The organism is Actinoplanes regularis (genome assembly GCF_900188005.1).
Classification (GTDB): Bacteria; Actinomycetota; Actinomycetes; order Mycobacteriales; family Micromonosporaceae; genus Actinoplanes; species Actinoplanes regularis.
In genome coordinates this window covers 15642-41023 of sequence record NZ_FZNR01000029.1, presented here as the reverse complement: position 1 = coordinate 41023, position 25382 = coordinate 15642, and the positions used below count along the sequence as shown (strand labels likewise).

18 protein-coding genes are annotated in these 25382 nt (G+C 68.7%); 8 read left to right on the top strand and 10 right to left on the bottom strand.

The features are described 5' to 3' along the window. The first annotated feature begins 165 nt into the window (after nucleotides 1-165). The 5 genes from CHC09_RS40435 to CHC09_RS40415 all read left to right on the top strand — a co-directional run bounded on the left by CHC09_RS40435 (nucleotide 166) and on the right by CHC09_RS40415 (nucleotide 5019). Complete coding sequence (locus CHC09_RS40435) at nucleotides 166-2520, top strand: sensor histidine kinase (RefSeq protein WP_239138847.1); 2355 nt, start codon at nucleotides 166-168, stop codon at nucleotides 2518-2520. Between the two features lie 47 nt (nucleotides 2521-2567). After that, nucleotides 2568-2993, top strand: a complete 426-nt coding sequence (locus tag CHC09_RS40430) for a roadblock/LC7 domain-containing protein (protein WP_089298601.1) — start codon at nucleotides 2568-2570, stop codon at nucleotides 2991-2993. A gap of 73 nt (nucleotides 2994-3066) precedes the next feature. Beyond that, the gene (locus tag CHC09_RS40425; protein ID WP_089298563.1) at nucleotides 3067-3480 is read left to right on the top strand and encodes a DUF742 domain-containing protein; all 414 of its coding nucleotides are present in this window, start codon (nucleotides 3067-3069) and stop codon (nucleotides 3478-3480) included. Then, nucleotides 3464-4066 (top strand): GTP-binding protein, encoded by a 603-nt coding sequence (locus tag CHC09_RS40420; RefSeq protein ID WP_089298562.1) that lies wholly within the window; start codon nucleotides 3464-3466, stop codon nucleotides 4064-4066. Before CHC09_RS40425 ends, CHC09_RS40420 begins: the two co-directional genes overlap by 17 nt. Then, nucleotides 4060-5019 carry an ABC transporter substrate-binding protein gene (locus tag CHC09_RS40415; RefSeq protein WP_089298561.1) on the top strand — a complete coding sequence of 320 codons (960 nt, stop codon included), beginning with the start codon at nucleotides 4060-4062 and terminating at the stop codon, nucleotides 5017-5019. The genes CHC09_RS40420 and CHC09_RS40415 overlap by 7 nt, the downstream gene beginning before the upstream one ends. 34 nt (nucleotides 5020-5053) lie before the next feature. Here CHC09_RS40415 and dacB read toward each other — a convergent pair whose 3' ends face one another. The 8 genes from dacB to CHC09_RS40370 form a co-directional block, all read right to left on the bottom strand. Continuing rightward, complete coding sequence (gene dacB / locus CHC09_RS40410; RefSeq protein ID WP_179277488.1) at nucleotides 5054-6661, bottom strand: D-alanyl-D-alanine carboxypeptidase/D-alanyl-D-alanine endopeptidase; 1608 nt, start codon at nucleotides 6659-6661, stop codon at nucleotides 5054-5056. Nucleotides 6662-6795: 134 nt separating this feature from the next. Continuing rightward, nucleotides 6796-8220, bottom strand: a complete 1425-nt coding sequence (locus CHC09_RS40405) for a WGR domain-containing protein (RefSeq protein WP_089298559.1) — start codon at nucleotides 8218-8220, stop codon at nucleotides 6796-6798. A gap of 120 nt (nucleotides 8221-8340) precedes the next feature. Beyond that, entirely contained in the window at nucleotides 8341-10344 is a 2004-nt protein-coding gene (locus tag CHC09_RS40400; RefSeq protein WP_143232848.1) for a hypothetical protein, read from the bottom strand. Between the two features lie 117 nt (nucleotides 10345-10461). Further along, nucleotides 10462-11232: a hypothetical protein gene (locus CHC09_RS40395; protein WP_143232847.1), complete on the bottom strand. Its 771-nt coding sequence runs from the start codon at nucleotides 11230-11232 to the stop codon at nucleotides 10462-10464. 288 nt (nucleotides 11233-11520) lie between these two features. Next, nucleotides 11521-12807, bottom strand: a complete 1287-nt coding sequence (locus tag CHC09_RS40385; protein ID WP_089298555.1) for a TIGR02679 family protein — start codon at nucleotides 12805-12807, stop codon at nucleotides 11521-11523. After that, complete coding sequence (locus CHC09_RS40380; RefSeq protein ID WP_089298554.1) at nucleotides 12804-16961, bottom strand: TIGR02680 family protein; 4158 nt, start codon at nucleotides 16959-16961, stop codon at nucleotides 12804-12806. The genes CHC09_RS40385 and CHC09_RS40380 overlap by 4 nt, the downstream gene beginning before the upstream one ends. Nucleotides 16962-16978: 17 nt before the next feature. After that, nucleotides 16979-18145: a TIGR02678 family protein gene (locus tag CHC09_RS40375; protein WP_089298553.1), complete on the bottom strand. Its 1167-nt coding sequence runs from the start codon at nucleotides 18143-18145 to the stop codon at nucleotides 16979-16981. Beyond that, nucleotides 18142-19680 (bottom strand): DUF2397 domain-containing protein, encoded by a 1539-nt coding sequence (locus CHC09_RS40370; RefSeq protein ID WP_089298552.1) that lies wholly within the window; start codon nucleotides 19678-19680, stop codon nucleotides 18142-18144. The genes CHC09_RS40375 and CHC09_RS40370 overlap by 4 nt, the downstream gene beginning before the upstream one ends. 410 nt (nucleotides 19681-20090) lie before the next feature. Here CHC09_RS40370 and CHC09_RS45845 point away from each other — a divergent pair, with 410 nt between their 5' ends. Next, nucleotides 20091-20573 carry a hypothetical protein gene (locus CHC09_RS45845; RefSeq protein WP_143232846.1) on the top strand — a complete coding sequence of 161 codons (483 nt, stop codon included), beginning with the start codon at nucleotides 20091-20093 and terminating at the stop codon, nucleotides 20571-20573. Nucleotides 20574-20724: 151 nt separating this feature from the next. On the opposite strand, the gene CHC09_RS40365 is transcribed toward CHC09_RS45845, so the two are convergent. After that, nucleotides 20725-21537 (bottom strand): IS3 family transposase, encoded by an 813-nt coding sequence (locus tag CHC09_RS40365; protein WP_089298551.1) that lies wholly within the window; start codon nucleotides 21535-21537, stop codon nucleotides 20725-20727. Between the two features lie 420 nt (nucleotides 21538-21957). On the opposite strand from CHC09_RS40365, the gene istA reads away from it, so the two are divergent. Together istA and istB are read left to right on the top strand one after the other, a co-directional pair. Next, complete coding sequence (gene istA, locus CHC09_RS40360) at nucleotides 21958-23598, top strand: IS21 family transposase (RefSeq protein ID WP_089298550.1); 1641 nt, start codon at nucleotides 21958-21960, stop codon at nucleotides 23596-23598. 17 nt (nucleotides 23599-23615) lie between these two features. Then, nucleotides 23616-24383: an IS21-like element helper ATPase IstB gene (gene istB / locus CHC09_RS40355; RefSeq protein ID WP_089298549.1), complete on the top strand. Its 768-nt coding sequence runs from the start codon at nucleotides 23616-23618 to the stop codon at nucleotides 24381-24383. 402 nt (nucleotides 24384-24785) lie between these two features. Here istB and CHC09_RS40350 read toward each other — a convergent pair whose 3' ends face one another. Then, nucleotides 24786-25250: a phospholipase D-like domain-containing protein gene (locus CHC09_RS40350; RefSeq protein WP_239138848.1), complete on the bottom strand. Its 465-nt coding sequence runs from the start codon at nucleotides 25248-25250 to the stop codon at nucleotides 24786-24788. Nucleotides 25251-25382: the final 132 nt, after the last annotated feature.

Here is a 25382-nt window from a genome sequence, read left to right as displayed (position 1 = left end):
TGCGGCGATCATGGTGGGTCGGCCCCATTCCCCCATGGCCGCATCTCGCGCTGCGCCGCCTCTCCACTCTGCGAAACAAACTTAACGGTAAATCCGTAGCAATGATCGCCGTTGCCTGCCGGCCGTAACCGTGCCGGGCCGGCAGTCGACAGAGGAGCTGATCGCTTGTCCGTCCATACTGAGGGCGCCGAGCAGTCCGCGCCGGACGGGGAGAACCCGCCCGACCCCAGCGCCGGCCTCACGAACCGGCGGCACCGAACCGGCGGCACGATCCGCCGGCGCGTGGTCCGCACCCTGGCCCTGCCGGTCGCGACGACCCTGATGCTGCTCGCCATCGTGGCGGTCGACGAGGTCCGGAACTATCGCACGGCGTCCGCGACCGCCCGCGCCGTGACCGTCGATCTCGCGGTGCAGGAGCTGATCCAGGGCCTGCAGACGGAACGTGGCCTGGCCGCCGGGCTGCTCGGCGGCAACGACGGATTCCGTTCCGAGCTGCAGCGCGCCCGCAACGAGGTCGACCTGAGCCGCGGCTCGGTGGAGCGGCTGATCGACGACGGCGGCGAGGCCGACGAACGGGTCGCCGGCGTGGTGCGTGAGCTGGACGGCCTGACCAGTGTCCGGGCCGGCACCGACACCGGCTCCGGCAAGCCGGCCCCCACCTTCGCCTACTACACCCAGCGCATCACCGCGCTCGGCAACCTCGACTTCGACCTGGACAGCGCCGACGACGAGGAGCTGCGCCGGGGTGCGGCCACGCTGGAGGCCCTCGGCGAGGTCAAGGAGGCGATCGCGCAGGAGCGGGCGTTCCTCAACGGCGTCTTCTCCGCCAGCGGCTTCAAACGCGGCGAGTACCTCCAGTTCGTCACCATGCGCGCCACCAAGGACACGGCACTGGCCGGCTTCGACCGCTTTGCGGACCCGACCGCGCGGGCCGGCCGCGACTACGCCCTGGACACCGGTGCGGCGCGCGAGGCCGCCTACTTCGAGCAGGTCGCCCTGCTCTCCGGTGACGACAAGTACCTGCAGGTCAACCCGCAGTCCTGGTGGTCCGCGCAGACCACCGTGCTGGACGACATCCTGCAGCTGGAACACCACGTCGGCTCGGTCATCTCGGTTCGCGCCGCGACCCTGAAGGACGAGGCCTCGGTCCGGCTCGGCGTGCTCCTCGCGGTGGTGCTGATCTGTCTGGCCGGCTCGGTCTGGCTGGCCACGGTCGCCTCGAAGTCGGTGGCCCGGCCGCTCGCCCTGCTGGCCGGCGAGGCCAACCAGTTGGCCGGCGAGCAGCTACCGGAAGCGGTCGAGCGGGCCTCGGCCGGGGCCGGCACCGACCCGCCGCCACCGGTGCTCGTGCCCCGCGGCGCCAGTGACGAGGTCCGGCTGGTGGCCGACGCGTTCGACCGGGTGCAGGCGACGGCGTACGCGCTCGCCACCGAGCAGGCGATGCTGCGCCGCACCACCGCCGAGTCGCTGGCCAACCTCGGTCGCCGCAATCAGAACCTGCTCCGCCGCCAGCTCGCCTTCATCACCAAGCTGGAACGGGAGGAGTCCAGCCCGACCGGGCTGGCGAACCTCTTCGAACTCGACCACCTCGCCACCCGCATGCGCCGCAACGCGGAGAGCCTGCTGGTCCTGGTCGGTGCGGCGAGCCCGCGACAGCTCTCCGGGCCGCTGCTGGTCCCGGACGTGATCCGCGCCGCGCTCTCCGAGGTCGAGGAGTACCGACGGGTCACGCTGCGCCGAGTGGACGACGTGCTGGTGGCCGGCTCCACGGTCAGCGGCATCGCGCACATGCTGGCCGAGCTGATCGAGAACGGCCTGTCGTTCTCCCCGCCGGACATGGACGTGGAGATCCACGGCCGCCGGATCGGCTCCGATTATCTGATCGCCATCACCGACCAGGGCGTCGGCATGACGCCGGACGACATGCGGCGGGCCAACGCCCGGCTGCGCGGCGAGGGTGACTTCATCACCGCGCCGGCCCGCTTCCTCGGCCACTACGTGGTCGGCCGGCTGGCCCTGCAGATGGGCATCGACGTTCAGCTCACCCCGTCGCCGGTGACCGGGGTGACGGCGCGGATCACCCTGCCCGCCGAGCTGCTGACCGACCAGCCGGTGGTCACCGCGCCCCGTCCGGCCCGGGCCCCGGCGCGCCAGGTCACCGCCACGGTCGAGCCGGCCCGGCCACTGCGGCTGCCCACCGCCGAGCACGCGCCCGTCCAGCCGGCGACGACCACGGTCGTCGCCGTCGACCGGGCGCTCCGGTCCACGGCGATCGAGTACGTGGTGGTGGACGACACCGTGCCCGCCTTCTCTGACGACGGTGTGCCCCGCACCCCGAACGGCCTGCGCAAGCGCATCCCCCGTGCGCAGCGCGACCGGCCGCGCGTGGACGCGCCCAGCACCGCGCCGGCCGACCGGCCGGCCCCGGTCAGCGACTCGCCGGAGGCGGTACGGGCTCGGCTCAACGCGCTGCGCGGCGGCATTCAGCGTGGTAACGCCGAAACAGCGGGGTTGTCGTGACCGGAGTTCCGAAATGGCCCCTTGGCAGCAACCTGGAAAGAAGAATGATGAGCGTTGACACCTCGGCGGATCGCCACCAGTTCAACTGGCTGCTCGGCAACTTCGTTCACCAGACGGACGGCGTGCGCGACGCCGTGGCGGTGTCCTCCGACGGATTGCTGATCGCCAGCTCGGACGGGCTGAACCGGGCCGAGGCCGACCAGCTGGCCGCCATCGTCTCGAGTCTGGCCAGCCTGGCCCGCAGCGCGTCGCGCCGCTACGACTTCGACGGCCTCAAGCTCATCATGATCGAGATGCATCGGGGCTTCCTGCTGGTCTCGGTCATCACCGGCGGCAGCGTCCTCGGCGTGGTGGCCGGCAGCGAATCCGATCTCGGCCTCGTCGGCTACGAGATCTCGCTGCTCGCCGACCGCTTCGGCACCCTGCTCACCCCGGCCCTGATCGCAGAGTCCCGGCAACACCTACCGCGATGAGCGAGCTTGCGAGCGAATCAGTCAGCTCAGTCATCAGGTCATGCCGACGCCGGAGCGCAGCGGAGGTGGCGGCATGACCGATTCTTCGTGGGGTTCCGGGGCCGGCTTCCCATATGCCGGCGCGCCGCGCACATCCGTCGGGCGGCAGTCCGACGACTTGGACGAGGACCCGGTGATCCGGCCGTTCATGCTCACCAACGGGCGCACCCAGCCGCTGCACGACGGCTTGCGGGTCGAGACGTTGTTGCGTGCGGAGCCGGCCGCGCTCTCCGCCCCGCTGCGCTTCGAGTCGCGGCGCATCGTCGAACTCGCACAGTCACCGATGTCGGTGGCGGACCTGTCGGTGGTGCTGCGGGCACCGCTCGGCGTGGTCCGCGTGATCGTGGCCGACCTGATCACTCAAGGGTTCCTCGCCGTGGAGAAACAGCCCGAGGAACTGTCCACCAGTTTGATCGAGAGGATCAGGGACCGTGTCCGGGCGCTCTAGGGAACCGTCGGCAGCGCACCCCATCGCTGTCAAAATCGTCATCAGCGGCGGTTTCGGCGTCGGCAAGACCACCTTCGTCGGCGCCATCTCCGAGATCGAACCGCTGGTCACCGAGGCCGAGCTGACCGAGAGGTCGATCGGCATCGACGACACCTCCGCGGTCGCCGGCAAGACCACCACCACGGTCGCCCTCGACTTCGGCCGGATCACCCTGGACGAGGCGCTGCTGCTCTACCTGTTCGGCACCCCCGGCCAGGACCGCTTCGCCTTCCTCTGGGACGACCTGGTCACCGGCGCGCTCGGCGCGATCGTCCTGGTCGACACCCGCCGGATCGAGGACTCCTTCCCCGCGATCGACTACTTCGAGGAGCACGAGATCCCATTCATCATCGGCATCAACCGCTTCACCGGCGCACAGCGCTTCAACCCCGCCGAGATCCGCGACGCGCTGGGCGTCAGCGCGGGCGTCCCGATGGTGGAGTGCGACGCCCGCAACCGCGAGTCGGTCAAGAGCGTGCTGGTGTCGCTCACCGAAGAGGTTCTCGCCAAGCGCGCGACCCGGGTGCGGGCGGAGTCGACATGGTGAGGCGCGGACTCTCCCTCGGACTCGCCGTCCTCGGCCTGACCGCCCTGGCCGCCTGCTCGAGCAGCGAGGCGACGGTCACCCCGCCACCCGGGGTGCCGGCCCGGTCCGCCTGCGGCACCGTGAACATCGCGGTCAACCCCTGGTCCGGGTACGCCGCCGACGTCGCCGTCGTCGGATACCTGCTCAAGTCGAAGCTCGGCTGCACCGTGGTGACCAGCGAGCTGAGCGAGACGACGTCGTGGGCCGGCCTGGCCGACGGCAGCGTCGACGTGATCCTGGAGAACTGGGGCCACGACGACCTGAAGAAGAAGTACATCGACGGCCAGAAGGTCGCCGTCGAGCTGGGCCTGACCGGCAACAAGGGTGTCATCGGCTGGTACGTCCCGCCGTGGATGGCCAAGAAGTACCCGGACATCACCGACTGGACCAAACTCAACGACCGCGCCGACCTGTTCCGGACGTCGCGCTCCGGCGACAATGGACAGTTCCTGGCCGGTGACCCGTCATTCGTCACCAACGACGCCGCCCTGATCAAGAATCTCAAGCTCGACTACACCGTGGTCTACGCCGGCAGCGAGGACAAGCTGATCGCCGCGTTCCGGAAGGCGGAGAAGCAGAAGACCCCGCTGATCGGGTACTTCTACGAGCCGCAGTGGCTGCTGTCGGACATCGAGCTGGTGCACATCCCGCTGCCGAACTACACGCCCGGCTGCGACGCCGTCGCGGACAAGGTCGCCTGCGACTACCAGCCGTACGACCTCGACAAGATCGGCCGTAAGGCGTTCGTCGACTCCGGCTCCCCGGCGGCCACCTTCATCAAGAACTGGACCTGGACCAACGCCGACCAGAACCAGGTCGCCAAGGACATCACCCAGAACGGCCTCTCCCCCGAGGCGGCCGCCAAGAAGTGGGCCGACGCCCACCGCGGCACCTGGGAGAAGTGGCTCGGCTGAGGACTGCTTTTGTGCCGAGCCACTTCGCTGCTTCTCAGCAGGCGTTGGGCACCCAGGAGCACTCGACCTCTTCGCCGTCACGGGTGACCACGTGCGGTTTGACCTCGATGTTGCTCAGCTTCCGCTGCATCAGGGTCGCCGACTGCGCGGCGCCCGAGCTGGCCAGCGCCACGGCGGCCCGGTCCAGGATGTCGGCGACGCTGGCGGGCGCGGCGTTGGAGACCGAGGAGAAGACGAGCGTACGGCCGGACTGGTCCTTGACGTAGCCGGACAGAGCGTTGACGCCGGTCAGGGTGCCGGTCTTGCCGTGCAGGTTTCCCGCCGCCGGGGTTCCGACCATCCGGCTGCGCAGCGTCCCGCCGACCAGCGGGTTGGGGTCGCCGGCGACCGGCAGCGCCGCATACCAGGTGGCGAACCACGGACGGGTCTGCGCGGCGTTGAGCAACGCGGAGATCTGGCCGGTGGTCAGCCAGTTGCGGCGGCTCAGCCCGGAGCCGTCACCCATGGTGATCTTGCTGGTGTCGACGCCGAGCTGCTTGAGCGCACCGGTGGACGCGGCGAGCCCGGTCGTCCAGCTGCCCGCCGACCCGGGCGTCTTGGCCCGGCCCATCGCCTTGGTCAGCAGTTCGGCGTGCCCGTTGTTGGAGAGCTTGAGGAAGTACGGCAGCAGTTGGCCGAGCGGGATCGAAGCGTGGTCGGTCAGGAGCGTCGTGCCGGACGGCGTCGTCCCGGTGGTGGTCGCGCCCGTGATCGTGACGCCGCGCCGCTTGAGCGCGTCACGGAAGACGCCGATCGCCAGCTTCGTCGGGTCCTGTGTCGCCACCAGGCTGGTGTGGGTGGCGGTCGGCTTCAGCGGGGTGGAGCCGCTCACGGTGATCGTGTTGCTGCCGTGCGCCCGGGTCGCGGTGACCGTGTTGGCCGAGCCCTGCTTGCCGGTGACGGTGTGGTTGACGATGGTGACGACCGAGTTGGCCGGCGTCACGGTCAGCACGCCGGCCTTGCCGGCCGCGGTGCCGGGCTTGTCGACGATCGACAGGGCGCCGGTGTTGTAGTTCCCGTCGGCGGCCACGGTCAGCGCCGAGATCGGCGCGTTGTCGAAGTACGGCTCGTCCTGCCACGACCAGTCCAGGCCGAGCGGCACGCGATCGAACCACGAGTCGTCGGCGACCAGGCTGCCGGTGAACTTCTTGACACCGGTCTTGGCGACCGCGGCGGCCAGCGCGTCGAACTGCGCGTACGTCATCGTCGGGTCGCCCTGCCCACGCAGGTAGAGATTGCCGGTGACGGTCGTGCCGCTGCGCTTGCCCGAGTAGCGGGCCACGGTGTGGAATTTGTAGCTCGCCCCCAGCACCTCGAGCGCCGCCGCCGAGGTCAGAAGCTTCTCGTTGGACGCCGGGATGACCCGCTGGTCGGCGTTGTGCGAGTAGATCACCGTGCCGGTGGCACCGTCGCGCACCTGCATGCCGGTGGTCGACCCGGCCAGACGCGGGTCGGCGAACACCTGGTCGAGCGTGGCGACCAACGCGGCGTCGGCAGTGGTGTCCGCAGACGCGGCGTTCACCGTCGACAGCGCGAACGCGGTGCCCGTGACGGCCACCGCGGCGACCGCCACGACGGAGAGGGTACGACGGGAAAGGCGCATGACACTCCGCAGGATAAGACGATGATCAATGGCGGCGTACATGATCGCACAGCCCGGCCCGGCGCGCGGACCGTTGTCCGGTTTCGAGATGTCCGTCCCGCCGGCCGATGTCACTCGCGCGTAAGGCGCTACCGTCAGGTGAGGCGGCGGATCTCACCGTAGGCGCGGTAGAAGCCGCCGCGGGAGGCTTCGCGGATGCCGGTGACGACGTAGCGGGTGCCGCGTTCGCGGATTCCCTTGGGGAACTGGACCTGCCAGTCCTGGTGGTAGCCGGCGGAGACCACGCGGATGCGGAGGCGACCGGACTCCTCGACGCATTCGACGACGATGCCGTCGGCCGGGTCGTGGACGATCTCGACGATGGTGGAGGGTGCCACCTCCGCCATGCGGGGCGGCGCCTTGACATCCACGACCTGAGGGACGGTCCCGTCGACGGCCGAGCGGATGGCCTGCTCGCTGGCGTCGATGCAAGCAAGGGAGCCATCGGTGGTGACGATGTATAGGCGCTCGTCGTGGTACTGCATGGAGTAGGCGGATCCGCACCCGGTAGCGAGTTTCCAGAGGCGGTTGCCGGCAGCGTCGAAGCAGTAGATGGAGGAGGAGCTGTCGCCGGCGAAGATGTAGCGGCCGTCCTCAGCAGCGGCACAGGAGAAGACGGCAGAGTCGCACTGGTAGCTCTGGCGGTGGGTGCCGTCCTTGCCGAGCTCGGCAACCTTCCGGTCGGACGTGCCGGCGTAGACCGTGTCGCGTTCCTGCCAGCCGAACAGGACAGCGCCGCGGGTGCCGGTGTGCCACAACTCCCGGCCGGTACGCCAGTCGTAGCTGGTGACACCGGCACTGTGGCCCTGGTGGACGGCGTTGTCGTCGCAGCGGACCATCCAGCCCGACGAGCCGCGGCCGGGGCGCTGCCACAGGAACTCATCCTCGTGGTCGATGGCGGAGATACCGCCGTTGGCGTCGGAGACACCGAGAACACCGTCGTGGATGTCCAGCCAGTAGATGTCGATCTCGGGGGCGATGCGGTACGCCAGGCGGGGCACCTTGCCGGAGAGGTCGTACACGTTGCCGTCGTCGCAGCCGGCGTAGATCCAGCGGTCGTCGGCGACGATGCACTTGACACCGTCGGGGAGCCGGAACTGCTGCTGCACCTCGGCCTGATGGCTCAGCGTGGTGATGAGACCGGCCTCGTTACCGACCATGCAGACGTCGTCGTCCACGAAGACACCGAACGCGGGGCTGCCGGTCTTGTAACGCCAGAGGACGGGAGCACGCTTGGCGGTGGAGCGGGTACTGACGATCTGCCTGCGGGTGACGGAGCGGGCCTGCCGCTGACCCATGACGGCCGGTGCGTACCCCTTGCGGACCTTCTCGCCGATCTTCTTGGCCGCCTCGGAGCGCGCCTTGTCCTCGTTGGCGTAGGACGACTTCTTGACCTGGCCACTGTCGCCGATCCGCCCGAAGCGGACGGTCAGGTCAGTGCCGTCGATGGTCACCTCGTAGAACTTGTGGGAGGTCCCACCGTCTTCGGAGAGTTCGAGGTACGTCGTATCGGCCGGCATCCGGGCCACCTTTCGGCAGAAGGGGGAACGCCGAAGAACATAGCCAGGGGGTACGACATTCTCGCCTCGCGTGAACGACAGGTGGGCGTCGTCGACCCTCGTGGGCAGTTGAATGCGGTGTCAGGTGGTCGCTGTGACGGCCGCCAGCGCCTTCCGGCACAGCGCCAGGTAGGCCTCGTCGTCCTCGATGTCGGCGCTCCCGTGGCTGCCCGGCTCGTACGTCGACCGTACCGGCTCCGCCAATTCCGCGCGGAGCAGCGGCTCGGCCGCGGCCGCCGCCGGGCCCATCTCGATCCAGGCCTCTGCCGTCAGATTGTTGCGGGTGCGCTTCCGTCGCCAGTTCTCCAGGAGGGCGGGGAGGTAGGTGTCGGTGTCGCCGGTGATCTTCCACAGCAGGGTGAGGACCGCCTCCGGGAAGAACGCCTTCGTGACAGCCGCACGCAACCGGGGCACCAGATGGACCGCGGCCGGCCCGACGGTACGCAACGACCAGTAATCGTTCTCCGCGTAGGCGTGCAGGACCTCCGCCGCCGGGACCCCGATCGCGCGGAGCCCGTTGGCGGCGCCCTTGCGCACGTCGGCGTTCTCGTGCGCCAGCAGTGCCCGGAGTTCCGCCTCGGCGGCGCCGCCGAGGACGGCCGCGAGCGTCTCGGCGGCCTGGCCAATGATCCGTGGGCCGCCGTTGACAAGACGCTCCCGGACCAGTGGCGCCGCCGAACTCGCGGCGGGCCCCATCTCCGCCAGCGCCAGCAACGACTGGCCCCACGAGGTGTCGTACGGCACCAGCGCCGATACCTCGGGCAACGCTTCGACCGCCGCCGGCCCCGCGCGGCGCAGGTTCCACAGCAGATCCAGCCCTGCCTCGTGATCGCCGTCGGTGATCGCCCGCCGGATCTGTCCGCCCAGCAGAGGGACCAACGGTGCGATCTCCTCACGGTAGGCATACAGGGGCGGCCGACAGCCGACCGGCAGCACATCCTCCTCGAGCGCACGCGCGATGATCGGCAACGCCCGGGGGTCCCGCAGCTTCGCGAGCGTGGTGGTGAGCGCCCAGATCGTTCCGCCCTCGAAACTCCAGAAGTGCGGTTTCTGAGCGGCGTAGACGGGGGCGCCCCGGCCGAGCGCCTCCTCGATGAACCCGAACACCCGGTCGGCCACCGGAGCGACGAGCGGCCAGCTGTCCCCAGCGAGCATGCGCAGGGCGAGAGGACGGGTCCGGGGGTTCGGAAGCAGTTCGGTGAACGCGAGCATCAGGTCGCTGTAGTCGCCGCGCCAATGGCTTGCCGCACCGGACGCCGCCCACATCGCGTTGAGCCGGCGACTGTCCGAGCCCGCACGGACGATCCGTGTCAGCAGGCTGTTGCGTACGGCAACGCGGTCGCCCAACGCTTCACGCAGGTCGCGCAGATCGATCGCATCGGTCTCGCCGAGCATGTCGTGCAACGTCGACGCAAGGTCGTCGTCCGACTCGTCGGTCAGACGCAGCCGCTCGGTGAGGGCGGCCAATCGTACGTCGGGATGGGGAGAGCCGGCGACGAGCTCACCGAGCCAGGCGAACAGCTCGTCGGAGTCGGCACCGTCGAGGTGCCCCGCGCGCAGACGCCGCACGATGGTGCCGATGGCGCTGATCATGGCGGCCCGCGTGGCGACGTCCTTCTCCACGGCAAGACGCTCCCGCAGCGACCGCACTGTCCCGGCGGTGCGGTCGCGACATACCAGCAGCACCTCGGGCGCCGAACGCCGAACACCCTTCGTGCGGTCGGCGAGCAGGGTCAGGAACGTCGAATGCCCCTGTGCCACCGCCGGTTGCGCGGCACGCCACAACCCGCCCGTCGCGGGCAGCGCATCGAGGTCGTCGACCTCCGCGCTCCCGATGCTCGCGAGCAGCCGCAGGATTTCGGCGCGACCCGGAAGGTCGGGTGTCGCGGCCGCTTCAAGGAGGAACGGGACGGCCCGGAGCGTGCATTCGTAGACGTCGCCCTGATGATGGATTCCGGACCACATGCAGTCCTGCGCCCAGGATCGGGTCTTCTTCCGCTCCGCGATCAGTCCGCGGATCACCTCGGGCATTTCGGCCGCGGGCCCGTAGGCGTGCCTCATCGAGGCCCAGTCGATCTCATCCATCCCGGCGAACATGGCGCCAACATCTACCAGACGGTGTCACTCCCGGGGTGAGATCGACGCACGGGTCCACGCGATGACACGCATAGCGTGCTCGGGGAAACCAGGGTTGGCCGGGCGTCAGTGCTTCGCGGCCCACAAAAGCACGGTGGTCAAGTCCACGACCGACTCCGCCGGTGGGGCCGCGATCTGCCCGAATTCCGTCCCGAAGTCGCTGAGCGCGGCCGTCGTGGTGAAAAGGTTGAGCTGGAGCGGGTAGGGCTCACCGGTCGCGGCCACGACGATGGAGTCGAAGCTCTTTTCGACGCCGAACGAGAAGGCGGCCTGACCGTTGACCTCCGTCGACCCGCCCTTGGCGACCTTGTCGATCGAGTCCAGCTCCGCGATGACTGCGGCCGGCCTGAACACGGCGCCGTACCGCGGGAATTTCTCCGTATCGACCCATCGGTCGCCCACGTACTTGACGATCGCGTCCGCCCCGGCCCGGGTGTCGTCGAACTCCTGCTCCCACCACGCCGCGTCCGGTCGCATGTAGTAATGGCCGCCGACCGACAGGATCTCCGCTCTTCCCGCCAGGATGTCCCCTTCCCCGTCTGCCGGCTTCAGCAGGCCGATGAAGTCGTTACCGACAGACTGGTATTCGGCGCAGTCCCAGGGCCCGCCGACCCGCTTGCCCCGGCAGCCGTTGAAACGGAACGAATCCGCACCTCGCAGCGCGTTCTGTGTCCGCTCCAGCGCCTGTTCCACGGGGAGAGTCTCGACGCCGTTGGAGGACGGTGCCAAGGACACCGGCGGCGGGACGGGTTTCGCCCTATCCAGTCCCTGGCAACCGGCGAGCAGCAGACCGGCGGTCAGCGTAGCCGTAGCCGCTCCCCATGCTCTGATCGTCATCCTGATCCTCCCGTGATCGACGTCCGGGACCCTACCCGGTGAAGATCACCGAGGCCGCTCGGTTTCAGGCCCGCGCGGGCGGTGCCCGCCGCAACCGCGCCGGCCAGCCCGCTCGGGTCGCCACCGCACCACGGCTCAGCCTGCTCGCCGAACGGGAACGGCAACTCTTGGGCTTGGTGGCGTACGCCGGTCGAACGAAATCGCCGTCCACCGGGCGATGACGAAGTTTGACGCCCGGGACCGGGCACGACTCGGGGTGCAGGCGTGCCACCAAGCCGAAGGTTGGCGTCATCGAACTTCGAGGTCGCCAAGAAGGTCGAGAAGTACAAACTCTTCGTGGATCGCCAGGCCGTGCGCTGACATGGCCGCCGCCAAGCCTGGATCCCACGGCGTCGGCGCCGGGCGGCCGACCAAGGCGACGGCATGGGCCGCGTCAAGCTCGGCAACGGCGCCGGTGTAGTCCTCGGCGAACATCCGCCACGGTCTGGCGCCCTGCTCCAGGACACGACCGGCGATGGCCACCCCGGGCCAGTCGAAGTCTCCGTGGTAGCGGACGGGATTGCCGGCCGCGATCAGGCGCCGCAGCAACTGGGTGCCGACGCTTGCTGGATTGCCGGAGAGACACAGCAGGGGCGCTGCCGTCGCCGCTCGCACCGCGGCCTGCATGACCTGCGGGTTCTCGCAGACCGACACGACCTGCCCGGCAGGAAGCCAGGAAGCGGAACCCGCTACGGCCAGCTCGTGGAGAGTGAGATGGGTTATCAGGCCAAGATCGGCGCGGTCCCGCATCATGGCTGACCAGCTGTCCCGTCCCGGCGGCCGGACCTGCCAGGACAGCACGGTTCCGGAAAGCATGTCGGTGGCGACGCCGAGCGCTCCCCACAACTCTCTCCGTTCGGCGGCGGACTCGGGAACGGGGCGATCGAGAGCCTGCGCCGCGGCCCGCAGGAGCACGGAGGAGGCGAGCGTCGTCTCGTCGAAGCCGTGCGCGGTTCCGGTGACCCGGCTCGCCAAGGCGGCGAGCTCCCAGATGTGCTCGGGTCCGGGCGCCGCCTCGAGCAGAAGGGCGAGCCCGGCAACGGCGCTGTCCAATGCCTGACCAGCGGCGACCGAACCGGCGCGAGTCAGTATGCCGCCACGTTTCAGGGCAGCGATCCACCCGGGAACCCACGCCGCTCCGGCCAGCCCGGCCTCGCGGAGAGCGTGGTCCAGCCGCTGCCAGACCTCGGCCCAATCGGCATGGTCACGGTCACGGGCGGCACGCCGGTCCACGACCGTACGCCCATCAAGGGTTTCGAGTACGGAGACGAGACCGCGCCCTCCGCTGGAGCGGCGCAGTGCCTTGTCGAGATCGGCCAGTCTGATTCTGCGGCCGGCGCCTGGGGTTACCGTCTCACCGAGCAGGCCGGACAGCTGCTCGGCGGCGGAATGGTCGAGGTCGGCCGTAATGCCGCCGGTCGGCTGGAGTCCGTTACGTTCGAGTCGGCTTCGCGCGGCGGACCAGACCGGCGCGAGGCCCGGAACGGAAAGGTACGCGCGCAGTGCCGGCGGCAGCGTGCCCTCGATGCCGGTCATGCGGAGTGCAGGAAGTGTCGGGTGCGACCGTCCCAGCGCACATGTGCGGTCGCCGCAGGCGTGCCCTCTTCCCTGCAGATCTCGTAGATGTCCAGCGCGGGTACCTGAGGAACGCAACCCCAGAGGGCATGACCGGTCATGGCGAAATCGACGTCGAGGCGTACGAGGAGCCCGAGAAGCTCCGCCACCGTCTGGTCATCGACCTTGGCGAACGCATCGTCGAGCAGGATCAGGCGCAACGCCGTCGCGGTGTTCTCCAACCCCGTCAGGTATGCGTCGACGGCGGCGAACAGGGTCACGTACGAGACGAATCGGGTCTCTCCCTGCGAGAGCTTGGCGCGCCGGCTGATCCGCCGCTCCCGGCCCGGCTCCGGACCGGTGATGATCACCTCGACGGTGTGCCACGCGCGGTAGTCGAGGGCGGCTCGCAGGTGGACGGCGTACCCGGCGCTCGGGTCCTTGCCCGCCTCGGCGGCGACCCTGGCGGTCAGCAGATCCGTCAGCTCGTTGTCCTGCGCGGTGTCGCGGACGGCCGCGGCCGTGCCGACCAGCGTTCTGATCCGGGCGATGTCCGCACCGGTCTGCTCGGCGAGCTTCCAGCTCAGCCGCACCCCGATGCCGTGACTGGTCCTGATCGAGCGCAGGCTCGCGTTCATCGCTTTGATCAGGTTCTCCGCCTGGCCGAGCCGGCGCCGCAGTTCCTCGCCGACCTCACCGAGAACGAACCGCTGGAACACGTCGTGCTCCCGTTCGGTGAGAGCGGCCCGGCCCAGCTCGCACTGCCGGTCGATCTCGATCGCCGCCTGAGCCAGCGGCCGCCGGCCCTCCGCGTCCACCAGCTCGAAGAGCTTGATGCCCGCGGCAACGGTAGCGGTCACGTCATAGCTGCCGGAGATCTCCCGTTCGAAGATCTGCTGGGCGCGCAGGAGCGCGTTCTCGTCCGTACGCCCTCGTCGCAGGGCGGCGAGCAAATGGCCCGCCTGCTTCTCGACCGATCCCGGATCGGGATCGTTCAGTATCTCGCCGGGCGCGGCGGTGAAGGCGGTCGCGACGACTCCCGGCTGGCCGAACTGCTGCCGAACTGCGGTCACCCGACCGCTCAGCTCAGCGCGGAGCCCGGTCGCCCGGTCCCGTGCCGTCCGAGCCTCTGATCTGGCGATGCCCGCCTCGTAGCTCAGCGTCTCGGCCGTCTTCCGGGCGTCCCGGAGCTCGGCCGAGACCTTGGCAAGCAGGGTTTCCGTGTCGGTGACCTGGCGCTGCACCTCAGCGGCGGCGGTGCCGACCGAGTCGCGCAGCGTCCGGAGTCTCGTCAGGATGTTCTGCCAGGACTGGCAGGCTTCGGCGGCGTTCTTCTCGGCCTTCTCCCGGCGACGGGCCACCTCCACGATCCGCTCTGTCATCTGTTCGTGGCGGCGCAGCACCGTGGTGAGGCTGCCGGCCTTCTCCATCGCTTCGGCACATCTCTGGCTCGCGCTCGTCGCGGTCGCCTGTACGGCTCGCAGCGAATCCTCGTCGGTGGGCAGGCCGAAGTCGGAGCAGGCCAGCCGGTGGTCACGATCCTGGACGGCCCAGGCGCGGGCAAGGTCGTCCGCCGCTGTCCGTAGCCGTCTCGCCTCGGCTCTCAGCCTGCCTTCCTCGCGTAGCTTCTCCGCGGCGACGGATCTCGCCTGGGCGAGGTCGATCGACGAGGGAACCGCGCGGCCCCAGGAGCGAATCTCTCCCCTCCGTGCCTCCAGATCACCGCGTTTCTCCTGTCTGGTGGTGGCTTCTTCGGCCAGAGTGCGGAGCTCGGCCTCGATGGCAGCCAGACGAGCGGCCCGAGCCGCGGCTCGGGCCGCGGCACCGATGTGCCGGGCGGCCGTGACCTCGTGCCGCCCGCGTAGCGCTCCGTTGCCCCAGCTGCCGTCGGCGCCGACCCAGGTGGTGGCCTCGGTGTCGTCGAAGCCAATCCGGTTCAGGACGCCGGCGACCGTCTCGGCGGGCAGCGGACTGGCCGGGTCCACGGTGAGGACGGTCGCCAGGGACGTTCGGACATTTCCGTCGTACGGCGTCAGGAGGAGCTGTCCGGTGTCAGCCGTGAGCCGGCCCGCGTCGTCGATCGTCGCGGTGAGCAGGCCGGAGGCGATGAGGGCTGCCTCGACAGCGGCGCGGCGTCCCGCCTCGACCGTCTCCACGAAGTCCACACACCGCCACAGCGGTACGCCGCCGGTCGCTGTCACCCACGCCGGCCGGTCCGGTTCGGGGTCGCGGGCCGAGCGCAGTTCGGCCTGTTCTCGTCCGAGCTCCTTGATGCGCGGACGGGCCGCCGTGTCCTCGGCGTCGAGCCGGCTCAGCTCTGTCACGACGGCCGACGTGGCCGCCGAGACGGCGTCGTCCGCCGCCCGGTCCAGCTCTCGCAGATCGATCTCAGCTCCGTCGTCGCTGAGCGCCATCCGGTCGGTGAGAAGGTTGCCGAGGATCGGGTGAGCCGCCCAGCCGACCGCCCCCAGCAGGTCCGCCGTGGCCGGAGCGGAAATCCAGGCACGCCAGCGGTCGACCAGGGCGAGAGCGGCGTCCTCGCGCGTCTCGGCGGCCTGCTGGCTCGCTTCCACGGCTTCGTCGGCCCGCTGCTCGGCGCCGGTCGCGTCGTCCGATGCCTTGTCGACCTTCCGGCGCGCCTTGGCCAGCTCACGGGCGTCGGCGGCACGGTTGCCCGCCTGGCCGGCCCGGGTCTGCGCCGCGCGGCCGGCCCGGTCCACCGCGCCGGTGACGATGGCCGGGTCGGCGGGGATCACCGCAACGACGTCGGGCAACAGCTGAGTCAGAACCTCCGGCTCGCCGACGCGCGCCGTCCGGACCACTCGGGAGGGACCGGAGGCCGGCCGGCGATCGGCGCGGATGTCGGCGAGGAGCCCCGGATCGGTGAGCCCGGCCTCGGCAAGCCGGTCCCGGATCTGCCCGAGAGTCAAAGACAGGGCGGCCGCGGCTCCTTCCACGTCCGCGGCCTGCCGGTCCGCGTCGGCAACCGCTTCTTCTTCGGTACGACGAAGGTCCGCCGCCGACCGCAGTGCGCTGTCCGCTTCTCCGGCCCGCGCCTCGACCACCGTGGTGAGCTGGCGTAGTTCCTGACCGCTGCGATAGGCGTCAGAATCCCTCAACCCCTCCAGCCGTACGCCCAAAGTCTCCTGCTGGGTGTCCAGCATCTGGATCTCGCTCTGCACCGAGGACAGCTGCTCCTCTTTCCCCGCAGCGGCGGTTTCGAGCCCTTCCGCGTTCTCGGCAGCGTTCAAGGCCGTGACCGCCTCGGCACGCAGGTCGTCGAGCGATGTCGCGAGCACGCCGGTGACGTACTTGCGGTAGGCGTCGAGGAAGCTGCGGACGTGATCGCGGGCGGCTTCCAGCCGAAGCTGATCCTCCCGGGTGCTGGTGAGGCCGTCGAGCTGCTGTCCCGCGTCGGTCAGGGCGTCCTCGGACAGCGGCGGAAGCGCGTCGGCCAGGATGCCCGGCAGTCTGCCTTCCTCGATGCGGTTCCCGACATCGGGTGAGCGCAGCGTGTGCAGAAGTTTGGTCAGTCCCTCGAAACGCTCCTTGCCCAGTCGGCCGGTGAGACCGAAGACCTCGGCGCGGACCCGTTCACGGTGGTTCTCGGCCACATCGGTGATCCGCTCCTCCGTGATGAGGTCAGCAAGGGCACCTCGCGACAGCGCCTGGCGATCGGCGCCCAGAAGTGGCAGCTGCGTGCCGACCCGCAACGGAGTGGTGAAGTACCAGACCTTCGCTTCCTTCGTGCTGATCGCGAAGCGGACCAACGCACCCAGAGTCAGGTAACGGGTTGCCGGATCGTCGCCGAGGTCGGCGTCCGGCTCCCGGCACAACTCCAGCCACATGTATCCGAGCCGGTTGCCCTGGTCGCCGGCACCGGCGCTCATCAGATCCTCCATCCGGACCGACGAGCCGGTGCCCATGTTGCGCCGGTCCGCGTCGAGCAGGAACGGAAGCAGCATTTCGAGGGCCCGCGACTTGCCCGATCCGTTGGTGCCGCGCAGGATCAGCCGGCCGCCGGAGATGTCGAAGGTGTTCTCGTAGTAGTGCCAGACGTTGACGAAGCCGGCTCGGGACAGCCGCCACCGGTGCGGGTTCTGCCGCAGGGGTGTCTGATCGAACAGGTCGGTCACGAAATCTCCAGTTCGCGCTAGCCGGTGAGACGACGAGCCGCACGGGTCGGCGGGGCGGTGCGAGGCTGCGGCCGGTAGCGGGCGGCCGCAGGGTGCAGAAGCAGCCCCGTCGCGGTAGAGCGGGCCACGCCGATCTCGCACAGCACGAGGACGACATCGCCCCGCAGAGCGCCAGGTTCCTCGGCGAGCGCGTCACCCCAGGCCCTGGCGTGTCTTGCGGTGAGGTCGGCCAGGACGGCGTCGACCTCGTCCCAGGTGACGGCAAGGCTCCCGGTGGACGCCGGCGCCCTTCGCTCGATCAGTTCACCCAGCAGCAACAGAGCCGCCTGCTTGATCCGGCCATTGCCCGGAAACCCGATATCAGTGAGGTCCCCGGCCGGGTCGTACGCGAGCGCACCCTCGGCCCGAACCTCGAGCGCGAGACCGAAATTCTCCGCGAGAACCCTGGTCAGTTCACTGCGTTCGCGCGACAGGACGTCACGCTCGCCGTCGCTCAGATCCTCCCGGCGTACGAGGGGATTCTCGACGAGTTTGCGGCGCAGCGACCGCCGGGGCTGGTCGTCGAGATGAGAGTCCGGCGTCAGCAACTCGTCGGCGTGGCCGAGCCCGGACAGCGGCCGGGCAAGCAGATGCGGCAGGACCGGCCGATGGATGGTCAGCAACGCTTCGTCCCGGCGTTCGCCCCAGCCGCCGGCCGTGCCGTCCGTCTCGGTCAGGACGCCCCAGCTGACCAGCTGCCCGATCGCGGTCACCAGGGCTCGCCGCTCCGGGAGGGTGTCGCCGATCCGTACCCCGATGGTGGCTCCGTCGGAGCGAACCTGGTCGATCAGCGCCGAGATGAGAATCTGGTCCCCCGTGCCGGGTACGAGCAGGGCCGCGCTCAGCAAGCAGAGAAGGGTGTAGGTCGTCGGGGTGAAGGCGAGACCGTCCGGGCGACGCGCGGGACGGGCCGGGCCGTCGTTGCTCACCGCTCCCTTGATCAGTCGCGCGAAGGTCGGCTCGACGACGAGGTGGTAATCAAGGACCGTCTTGAACATCGAACGCAGCGCCGCCGCGTGGAGGCGGACGAGGGCGAGCTCTTCGGCGTGGTCGGCGGTGAGGAGCGGATGTATGAGGAGTGCGCGGGCCGCTTCCCGCCGCTCTCCGGAGCTCTGCGACGTGGTCCCGGTGGCAGGCGAGGTCACGCGGGCAGCCGCTCGCCGGACTGCCAGTTGGTGGCCTGCAGCGGCAGGGCGGTGAGCACGACATCGTGCACCGTGAGGATGCCGTCGTCACCGTTGATGACCACCGTCTCCCCTTTCGCGGGCCTGGCCCGCAGAAGCAGATCCAGATCGTGGTCCCGATCCTCGGCGACCGTGTCCGTGAGCGAGACCGCCGCGATCAGCGGTGACAGCTTGTCCAGCAGCAGCTCGCGGGCCGCCCGGCTCAGCCGACTCCGGTGCAGCGTGCCCGCCGCGGCGAGTTCGGCCGCGGCCGCACGACGGGCCTCGTTGCGGCGGCGTGCCCGTTCCAGCAGATGTTCGGCGTCGGCACCCGGATCCGGCACCCGAGAGTTGCGGCCACGAGGTGTGCGGTCTCCCCGCTCACGCAGCGAGACCGGGACGTCGACCGGCGAGCTGTCCCACCAGGATGTTCCCGGCCCGGCCGACGCATCGGCCTCCTCCGGACCGATCAGCAGATGACGTACGGGGTAGCAGCCGAACGCCGCGTCGTAGAGCCGGTGCGCGGTGTCACTGTCGGTGGTGTGGAACCAGGAGGCCAGCTTCAGCAGGTCAGCGCGCCGTGACAGCCCGGTCCCGGAGGCCGTCAAGATCCGCCGCGCGTTGATGATGAGCTGCCCGAGGGCCTGGCGAGCGGCCGCCCGCAACTGATCAGGACCGGACGGGACGTCGCCGGCGCCGTACCAGACCGCAAGCTGCTCCCACTCCATCCGGGTGCGGCCGGGCAGCCGCTCCACGGCCACCAGGTCATTCTCCAGCGCTGGCGCTGAGGGCAGGTTCTCCAGCACCGGGTCGAGCAGCTCGAGCAGCAGGAGCAAGCGCCGCCGGATCTCCGGTGCGTTGCGGTTGACGTCGGCCCCGATAAGATCGACATAGTCGAGCAGCAGGTCCTTGAACTGCGCGTACTCCTCGCTGGCCAGGTCGTAACGGGTCAGCACACCGGCGAGGTAGGCGTAGAAGTCGGTGACCGATTCAGTGAAAACTCGATGATCGGTGAAGACACTGGTGACGGCGCCGGCCAAGGCTTCGGGGTTGGGAGCGCGATGTCTGTCGGCCGCCTGCTGGAGAATCTGGCCGAGGCTGTCCACGATCCTGGCCAGGAGCTCACGGGCCACCTCCTGCACGCCGTCGACCGCGCGCAGGATCTCCTCGGCTTCCCGATGCAGCCGGCCACCGAGCTTCGACACCTGGAAACGGGACCGGGACCGATGGTAGGCGGCGACGGTCGGCACCCGGGTCTCCCGCACCGACCGCACCAGGTTGCCCCAGACCACGAGCTGCCTGCAGCGTTCCTCAGCCAGATCGGGTTCAAGCACAATGCCACGGTCACGCAGCTGCGCGGCAACCTCGGCCGCCGAAAGATCGGTGAGCAGCGTCCCGGTGAACAACCGCATGATCGCGATGTAGTCATCAGCGGCGTCGGCGGTCAGATAGGTGAACAGTTTGCGGTGGACCGATGTGTCGGGCGCGACCTCGATGAGGTCATCCTGATCGCTCATCACCCTCCCCGTGACAACTCACCGTGCCCCGACGTTAACCGAAACCGTCCGCGACCTTGCTGTCAGCCGCTGGCCTCAACTCACCCTGATAGGTAGGGATGCAGGGCAGGCATGGTCACCGGCTTGCCGGCGCACCGTCCGCCTGCTCCAGATGTGATCCACCGGCCGGTCCTGCCGGGGACACGACTGGTTGGAACACTGAAATATAGCGTATTATCCGAATTCGGGTTTGATCCTGGGTCGGCCACGGGGTGAAGCGGATGGCTTAGCCTATTCTCGGGCCGGTTGTCTGGATGGCGGCTTCCCGCCCTTCAGGGCGGTGGTGCGTCGGCTGCTTGGCCGAGGGTTCGACTTTGCCGTGATGGCTCTCCGCGTGCGCTTTGGACACGCGGCCCTCGTAGGATGCGATCGTGTCTCAGTCTTATCTGGTCGTGCTTGGCGATCGGCGTGCGATCGGCTGGGTGCTCCGCGAGCAGCGTATGGCGTTCCCAGCGACTCCGCGTGCCGAGGTCAGGACGCTTGCCTCCGGTGATGGTCTGTATCTGTATGCAACCCGGGGAGCTTGGGGTAGACCGACCCGAGACCGCGGGCGTGTTATTGCGTACGCGACAGCAAAGTCCGGGGTGCAGGTGCTGGATGAGCCGGTCGAAATTGCCGGGCGTTCGTTTTATTCGGCGTGTGATCTCCAGATTGCCAAAGTTGCCCCGTATCCGAACGGCCTGGAATTGCAGCCGCTCGTGGAACGAATCTCGGCTTTTCCAAAGCCCGAGGCGTGGAGCGCCTACCTGCGGCGTCCCTTGGTAACCTTGTCGACAGAGGATTCGGTGTTGTTGGATGAACATATTCGACCACTACTGAAAAGCTACCGTGAGGCCATCGCTACATACCCGTAATGTTTCTTGGCTCGCCCCGTGTGAATGGCGGCCGAATCTGGGTTCTGGCCCACGTTTCGTGCCGCATTGACGCCCGGAGCAGGTTGTCAAGCCCCGGGTTTGATGGAGAGTTTGATGTTCCCCGGGTTTTGTGGTGCCGTGACGGCTGGTTCTATGCGGCGGACAGTGTGGTATGGAGCCTTTCATATTCGTTGGGTGTGAGCATGCCCAGGGAGCTGTGGCGGCGTTGCCGGTTGTGGAAGATTTCGAGGTAGTCGAAGATCGCGTTGGCCAACTCGATGGGGGTCTTCCACTTCTTGCGGTTCAGCAGCTCCGTTTGCATGCGGCCCCAGAACGACTCCATCATGCCGTTGTCGTAGCAGTCCCCGATGGTGCCCATCGACGGGACCAGTCCGGACGCGCGGGCGCGTTCGGTGAAGGCCCAGGACGTGAACTGCACTCCGTGATCGGAATGTATGACTGTGGCGTCGGGCTGCCGGTTGCTGATGGCCATGCTCAGCGCGTTCGTGACCAGTGCCGAGGTTTGTGACGCGTCGATGGACCAGCCGACGACGCGGCGGGAGAACGTGTCGAGCACGACGGCGCAGTAGACCTTGCCCTCACGGGTCGGATGTTCGGTGATATCGGTGACCCACAACAGATCGGGGGCGCTGCGGGTGAAGTCTCGGTTGACCAGATCGCTGGCGGTCGGGGTCTCGTGTAGCGGCCGGCGATACTTGTGGGTGGGCAGTCCTTTGAGGCCGGCGCGACGCATCAGCATCTCGACCGCGTTGTGTCCGACGACGATGCCGTGGCCGAGTTGGAGCTCGGCGTGAACCCTCAGGGCGCCGTAGGTGCCGCGGGAGGCGGCATGCACCGCGCGGATTCTTCGGTGAGCCAGGAGTGGCGCAGCGACCGTGCCGACGGTGGCCGGTTGAGCCAGGCGTAGTAGCCGGACTCCGACACCTCCAGGACCCGGCAGCACAGGCTGACGGAGAATCCCTCAGCGGCCAGGGTCTTGATGGCCGCGAACCGGGCTTTTGGGGGCACCGCCTCCTTCAACAGATCGACGGCTCGGCGGTGGATCGCCAGCTCGGCCTCGAGCTCCGCGATCCGGCGGCGGCCTTACTCAACTCGGCCGACTCGGTGGACGCCGCGCCCGGTAGAAGACCGTTGTCGATGGCCTCCTGCCGGCGCCAGACATAGATCGTCTGATCGCTGATCTGTAGATCGTTAGCGAGCTGGGCTGGCTATGACGGTTGCATTTGGCCCCACCAGGACGGCTTGAACTGGCCCCACCCGCGGGGGACTTTCTCGCACGGATGGGCGATGACGGCTTGAAGTGGCCCCACCTGCGGTGTTGCGCTTGAGGTTCTGAGTGTGCTCGCCGTCTTCGGGGGCGCCGATGCCGTTGACCAAGGACGAGTTGTTCCGCCGGATCCGAACTGATGCGGTGCTCGAGGAACTGTCGATTCGAGCGTTGGCCCGCAAGCACTGTGTGCATCGGCGGCTGGTTCGGGAAGCGCTGACATCCGCTGAGCCGACGCCGCGCCGGCAGTCGGTTCGCCGTTCGCCGCGGCTGGACCCAGTGAAGAAGACGATCGACGAGTGGCTGCGGGCGGATCTGGAAGCGCCCCGCAAACAGCGGCACACCGCTCGGCGGATCAAGGACCGGCTGGCGGAAGAGGCTGACGTCGACGTCCCGTATTCGACGGTGCGTGATTACGTGTCGATGCGGCGGCGGCAGATCGCGGCGGAGGCGGGTGCTCCGGCGGACGGGTTCATCATCCGGCACAACCGGCCCGGCGCCGACGCGGAAGTCGACTTCGGTGAGGTCGTGATCTGCCTGGCCGGAACCATGACCCGCTGTCACCTGTTCGCGTTCCGGCTGGCCTACTCCGGCCTTGCGGTGCACCGCGTGACGGTGTCCTGCGGACAAGAGGCGTTCCTGGAAGGACACGAGTACGCCTTCGAGTTGATCGGCGGGATCCCGGTCGGGCAGATCCGCTACGACAACCTCAGCTCGGCAGTACGCCGCGTCGTGTTCCGAAGCCGATCGAGGGTCGAGAACCCCAGGTGGGAGGCTTTCCGAGAGCACTACGGATTTACACCTTTCTACTGCATTCCAGGCTTGGAAGGGGCTCACGAGAAGGGCGGGGTTGAAGGACAGGTCGGCTACTACCGCCGCAACCGGCTGACCCCGGTCCCCACCGTCGCCACGCTGGAAGAACTCAACCAGCGGCTCGCTGCTGCAGACCTGGCTGACCGGGACCGCAAGATCCGGCTCCGGTCCAGAACTGTCGGCGAGGACTTCGCCGCCGAAACTCCGCTGCTGGCCCGCCTGCCGACGGAGAGTTTCGGGGCCTCGCTCACGCTGCGGCCACGGGTCGATCGCGAAGCGACGGTGACGGTCCGGATGAACGACTACTCGGTCCCGGCGCGGTTCATTGGCCGCAAGCTGCAGGTCCTGCTCGGCACCACCGAGGTGGTCATCTCCGACGGCCGGACCGAGGTCGCCCGGCATCCCCGCCTGCCCGGACGCGGCGGCCAGCGCCTGCTGCTGGATCACTACCTGGAGATCCTGCTGCGCAAACCCGGAGCCCTCGCCGGGTCGGAAGCCCTCGACCAAGCCCGCCGGGAAGGCACCTTTACCGCCGATCACGAAGCGTTCTGGACGGCGGCGAAGGCCTCCACTGACGACGAAGCCGCCGGCACCCGGGAACTGATCCAGGTCCTGCTGCTACACCGGCACATGCGAGGTCAGGACGTGACCGCGGGCATCCGGGCCGCGTTGAGTGTCGGCGCCGCGACCGCTGACGTCGTGGCGGTCGAGGCCCGCAAGGCCGCCCAGAACGCCGGGCCCTCACCCACGATCACCGCGGGCCCGCCGCCGGCACCGCCTCCTCCACTGCCGCCGCCAGCGCCGCCGCCGGTCACGGAGCGGACCCTGCAGCGGGTGGCCCAGTTACCCGCCGACCACCGTCCGCCGCCGGACCTGAATCGCTGGGACCAGCTGTTACGCCATCGGAGAAGGGAATCATCGTGAGCCGTGTTCCTCGAGCTATGACGGAGAGCGCCGCCGACGCGGCGATCGAGACCTCCTGCCGGGTCCTGCACCTGCCCACCGTTCGCAGCCAGTTCTCCGAGATGATCACCCGCGCCGAACGTGATCAGCTCAGCTATCGCGGCATGCTCGCCGAGCTGCTGATGGCCGAATGCGAAGAACGCGACCGGCGCCGTTCCCAACGGCGGCTGCAGGCTGCCGGCTTTCCTCGGCAGAAGTGGCTCAGCGACTTCGACTACACCGCCAACCCGAACATCAACCCAGGCCTGATCAACAACCTCGCCAACTGCGACTGGGTTCGCGCGGGCCAGCCCCTCTGCCTGATCGGTGACTCCGGCACCGGCAAATCGCACCTACTCATCGGCCTGGGCTCGGCCGCAGCGATGGCCGGGTTCCGGGTCCGCTACACCTTGGCCGCGAAGCTGGTCAACGAGTTGGTCGAGGCCGCCGACGACCGAGTACTGACCAAGACCATTGCTCGTTATGGCCGGGTCGACCTGCTCTGCATCGATGAACTGGGGTATCTCGAACTTGATCGCCGCGGCGCGGAGATGCTGTTCCAGGTCCTGACCGAACGCGAGGAGAAGAACAGCGTCGCGATCGCGTCGAACGAGTCCTTCTCCGGCTGGACCCGCACCTTCACCGACCCGCGGCTCTGCGCTGCGATCGTCGACCGGCTGACCTTCAACGGCACGATTGTCGAGACCGGCACCGACTCCTACCGGCTCTCCCGAACCGCCGCGAAACAGCCCACCAGCGCATCCTGACCGGCACGCCGTCGGACCAGCCACGAAAGACTGAATCCGGCCCGCGGGTGGGGCCACTTCAAGCCGTCACAGTGGGGCCATTTCAAACCGTCACACCCGTCGCGGGTGGGGCCAGTTCAAGCCGCCCTGGTGGGGCCAAATGCAACCGTCATAGCCACTGGGCGACGGTTCTACCGGCTTTCAGCAGGTCAAGGACCTTACGGCGGAACTCGGGCGGGTAGCTTCTCGGCACAGGTCTCCTTCAAGAGCAGCTGAGCGTAGAAGATCCAACCAAACCGACTCCACGGAACCCAGGGAAGATCACAGACTACTGGTAGTGCGTTGACTGCCAACGTTTACCGGCGGTCTTGCAGCTCATTGGCGTTGGCCGAAAGGAGGTCATGCCGCTTCCTGGATGCCATCTCAGCTTTCGGCACCGATGGGCTCGTAGAGCAGGCCATGTTTGCTGCGTAGGAGGGACTCGATTGATTCGGCGAGGATGGTGTCGTGGATCAGCACGCCGAGTTCGATGTTGGTATTCTCGGCGCTCCATGAGAAGTTGGCGCTGGTCAGCAGCGTTACCACATGGTCCACGACGATAAACTTGGCGTGGCTGACGAACGGCTTGATTGCGCCCGGGACGGTCAGGGTCCGAAGCACGGTGGCTTTCGGGAGGTGCGCCGCGACGGCTGCCGGGGAGCCAGCGGTCGCGTCTACGTAGACCGTGACACTAAGGCTCGGACGGGTCGCTGCGGCTTGCAAGGAACGCCACATCGCCGAGTGTGGAGTGAAGTTGAAGCTGGAGCAGACGATCGACATCCGGGCGTCGTCGATGATCCGCTGGGCTTCGCTGGTGAGCCGGCCGATCGTGGCGTGCGGGCCGGGCATGGTCCAGACCGGGGTGATCGTGGTCTGGACCGCGCGGGCGCCGGCGATGGCCCGGACATCGCGACGGAGGCTTCCCGACTGCTCGGGACGATGCCGGCTTCGGCGAGCAGTCGTTTCGCCTCGCCGCGGCGG

Coding starts and splice junctions, on each gene's coding strand:
- CHC09_RS40430 (WP_089298601.1), top strand. CDS start 2,568: ATGAGCGTTGACACCTCGGCGGATCGCCACCAGTTCAACTGGCTGCTC.
- CHC09_RS40350 (WP_239138848.1), bottom strand. CDS start 25,250: ATGCCCGGCCCGCACGCCACGATCGGCCGGCTCACCAGCGAAGCCCAG.
- istB (WP_089298549.1), top strand. CDS start 23,616: ATGACGGAGAGCGCCGCCGACGCGGCGATCGAGACCTCCTGCCGGGTC.
- istA (WP_089298550.1), top strand. CDS start 21,958: ATGCCGTTGACCAAGGACGAGTTGTTCCGCCGGATCCGAACTGATGCG.
- CHC09_RS40395 (WP_143232847.1), bottom strand. CDS start 11,232: ATGACGATCAGAGCATGGGGAGCGGCTACGGCTACGCTGACCGCCGGT.
- CHC09_RS40415 (WP_089298561.1), top strand. CDS start 4,060: ATGGTGAGGCGCGGACTCTCCCTCGGACTCGCCGTCCTCGGCCTGACC.
- CHC09_RS40425 (WP_089298563.1), top strand. CDS start 3,067: ATGACCGATTCTTCGTGGGGTTCCGGGGCCGGCTTCCCATATGCCGGC.
- CHC09_RS40370 (WP_089298552.1), bottom strand. CDS start 19,680: ATGAGCGATCAGGATGACCTCATCGAGGTCGCGCCCGACACATCGGTC.
- dacB (WP_179277488.1), bottom strand. CDS start 6,661: ATGCGCCTTTCCCGTCGTACCCTCTCCGTCGTGGCGGTCGCCGCGGTG.
- CHC09_RS40400 (WP_143232848.1), bottom strand. CDS start 10,344: ATGGATGAGATCGACTGGGCCTCGATGAGGCACGCCTACGGGCCCGCG.
- CHC09_RS40405 (WP_089298559.1), bottom strand. CDS start 8,220: ATGCCGGCCGATACGACGTACCTCGAACTCTCCGAAGACGGTGGGACC.
- CHC09_RS40385 (WP_089298555.1), bottom strand. CDS start 12,807: ATGACCGGCATCGAGGGCACGCTGCCGCCGGCACTGCGCGCGTACCTT.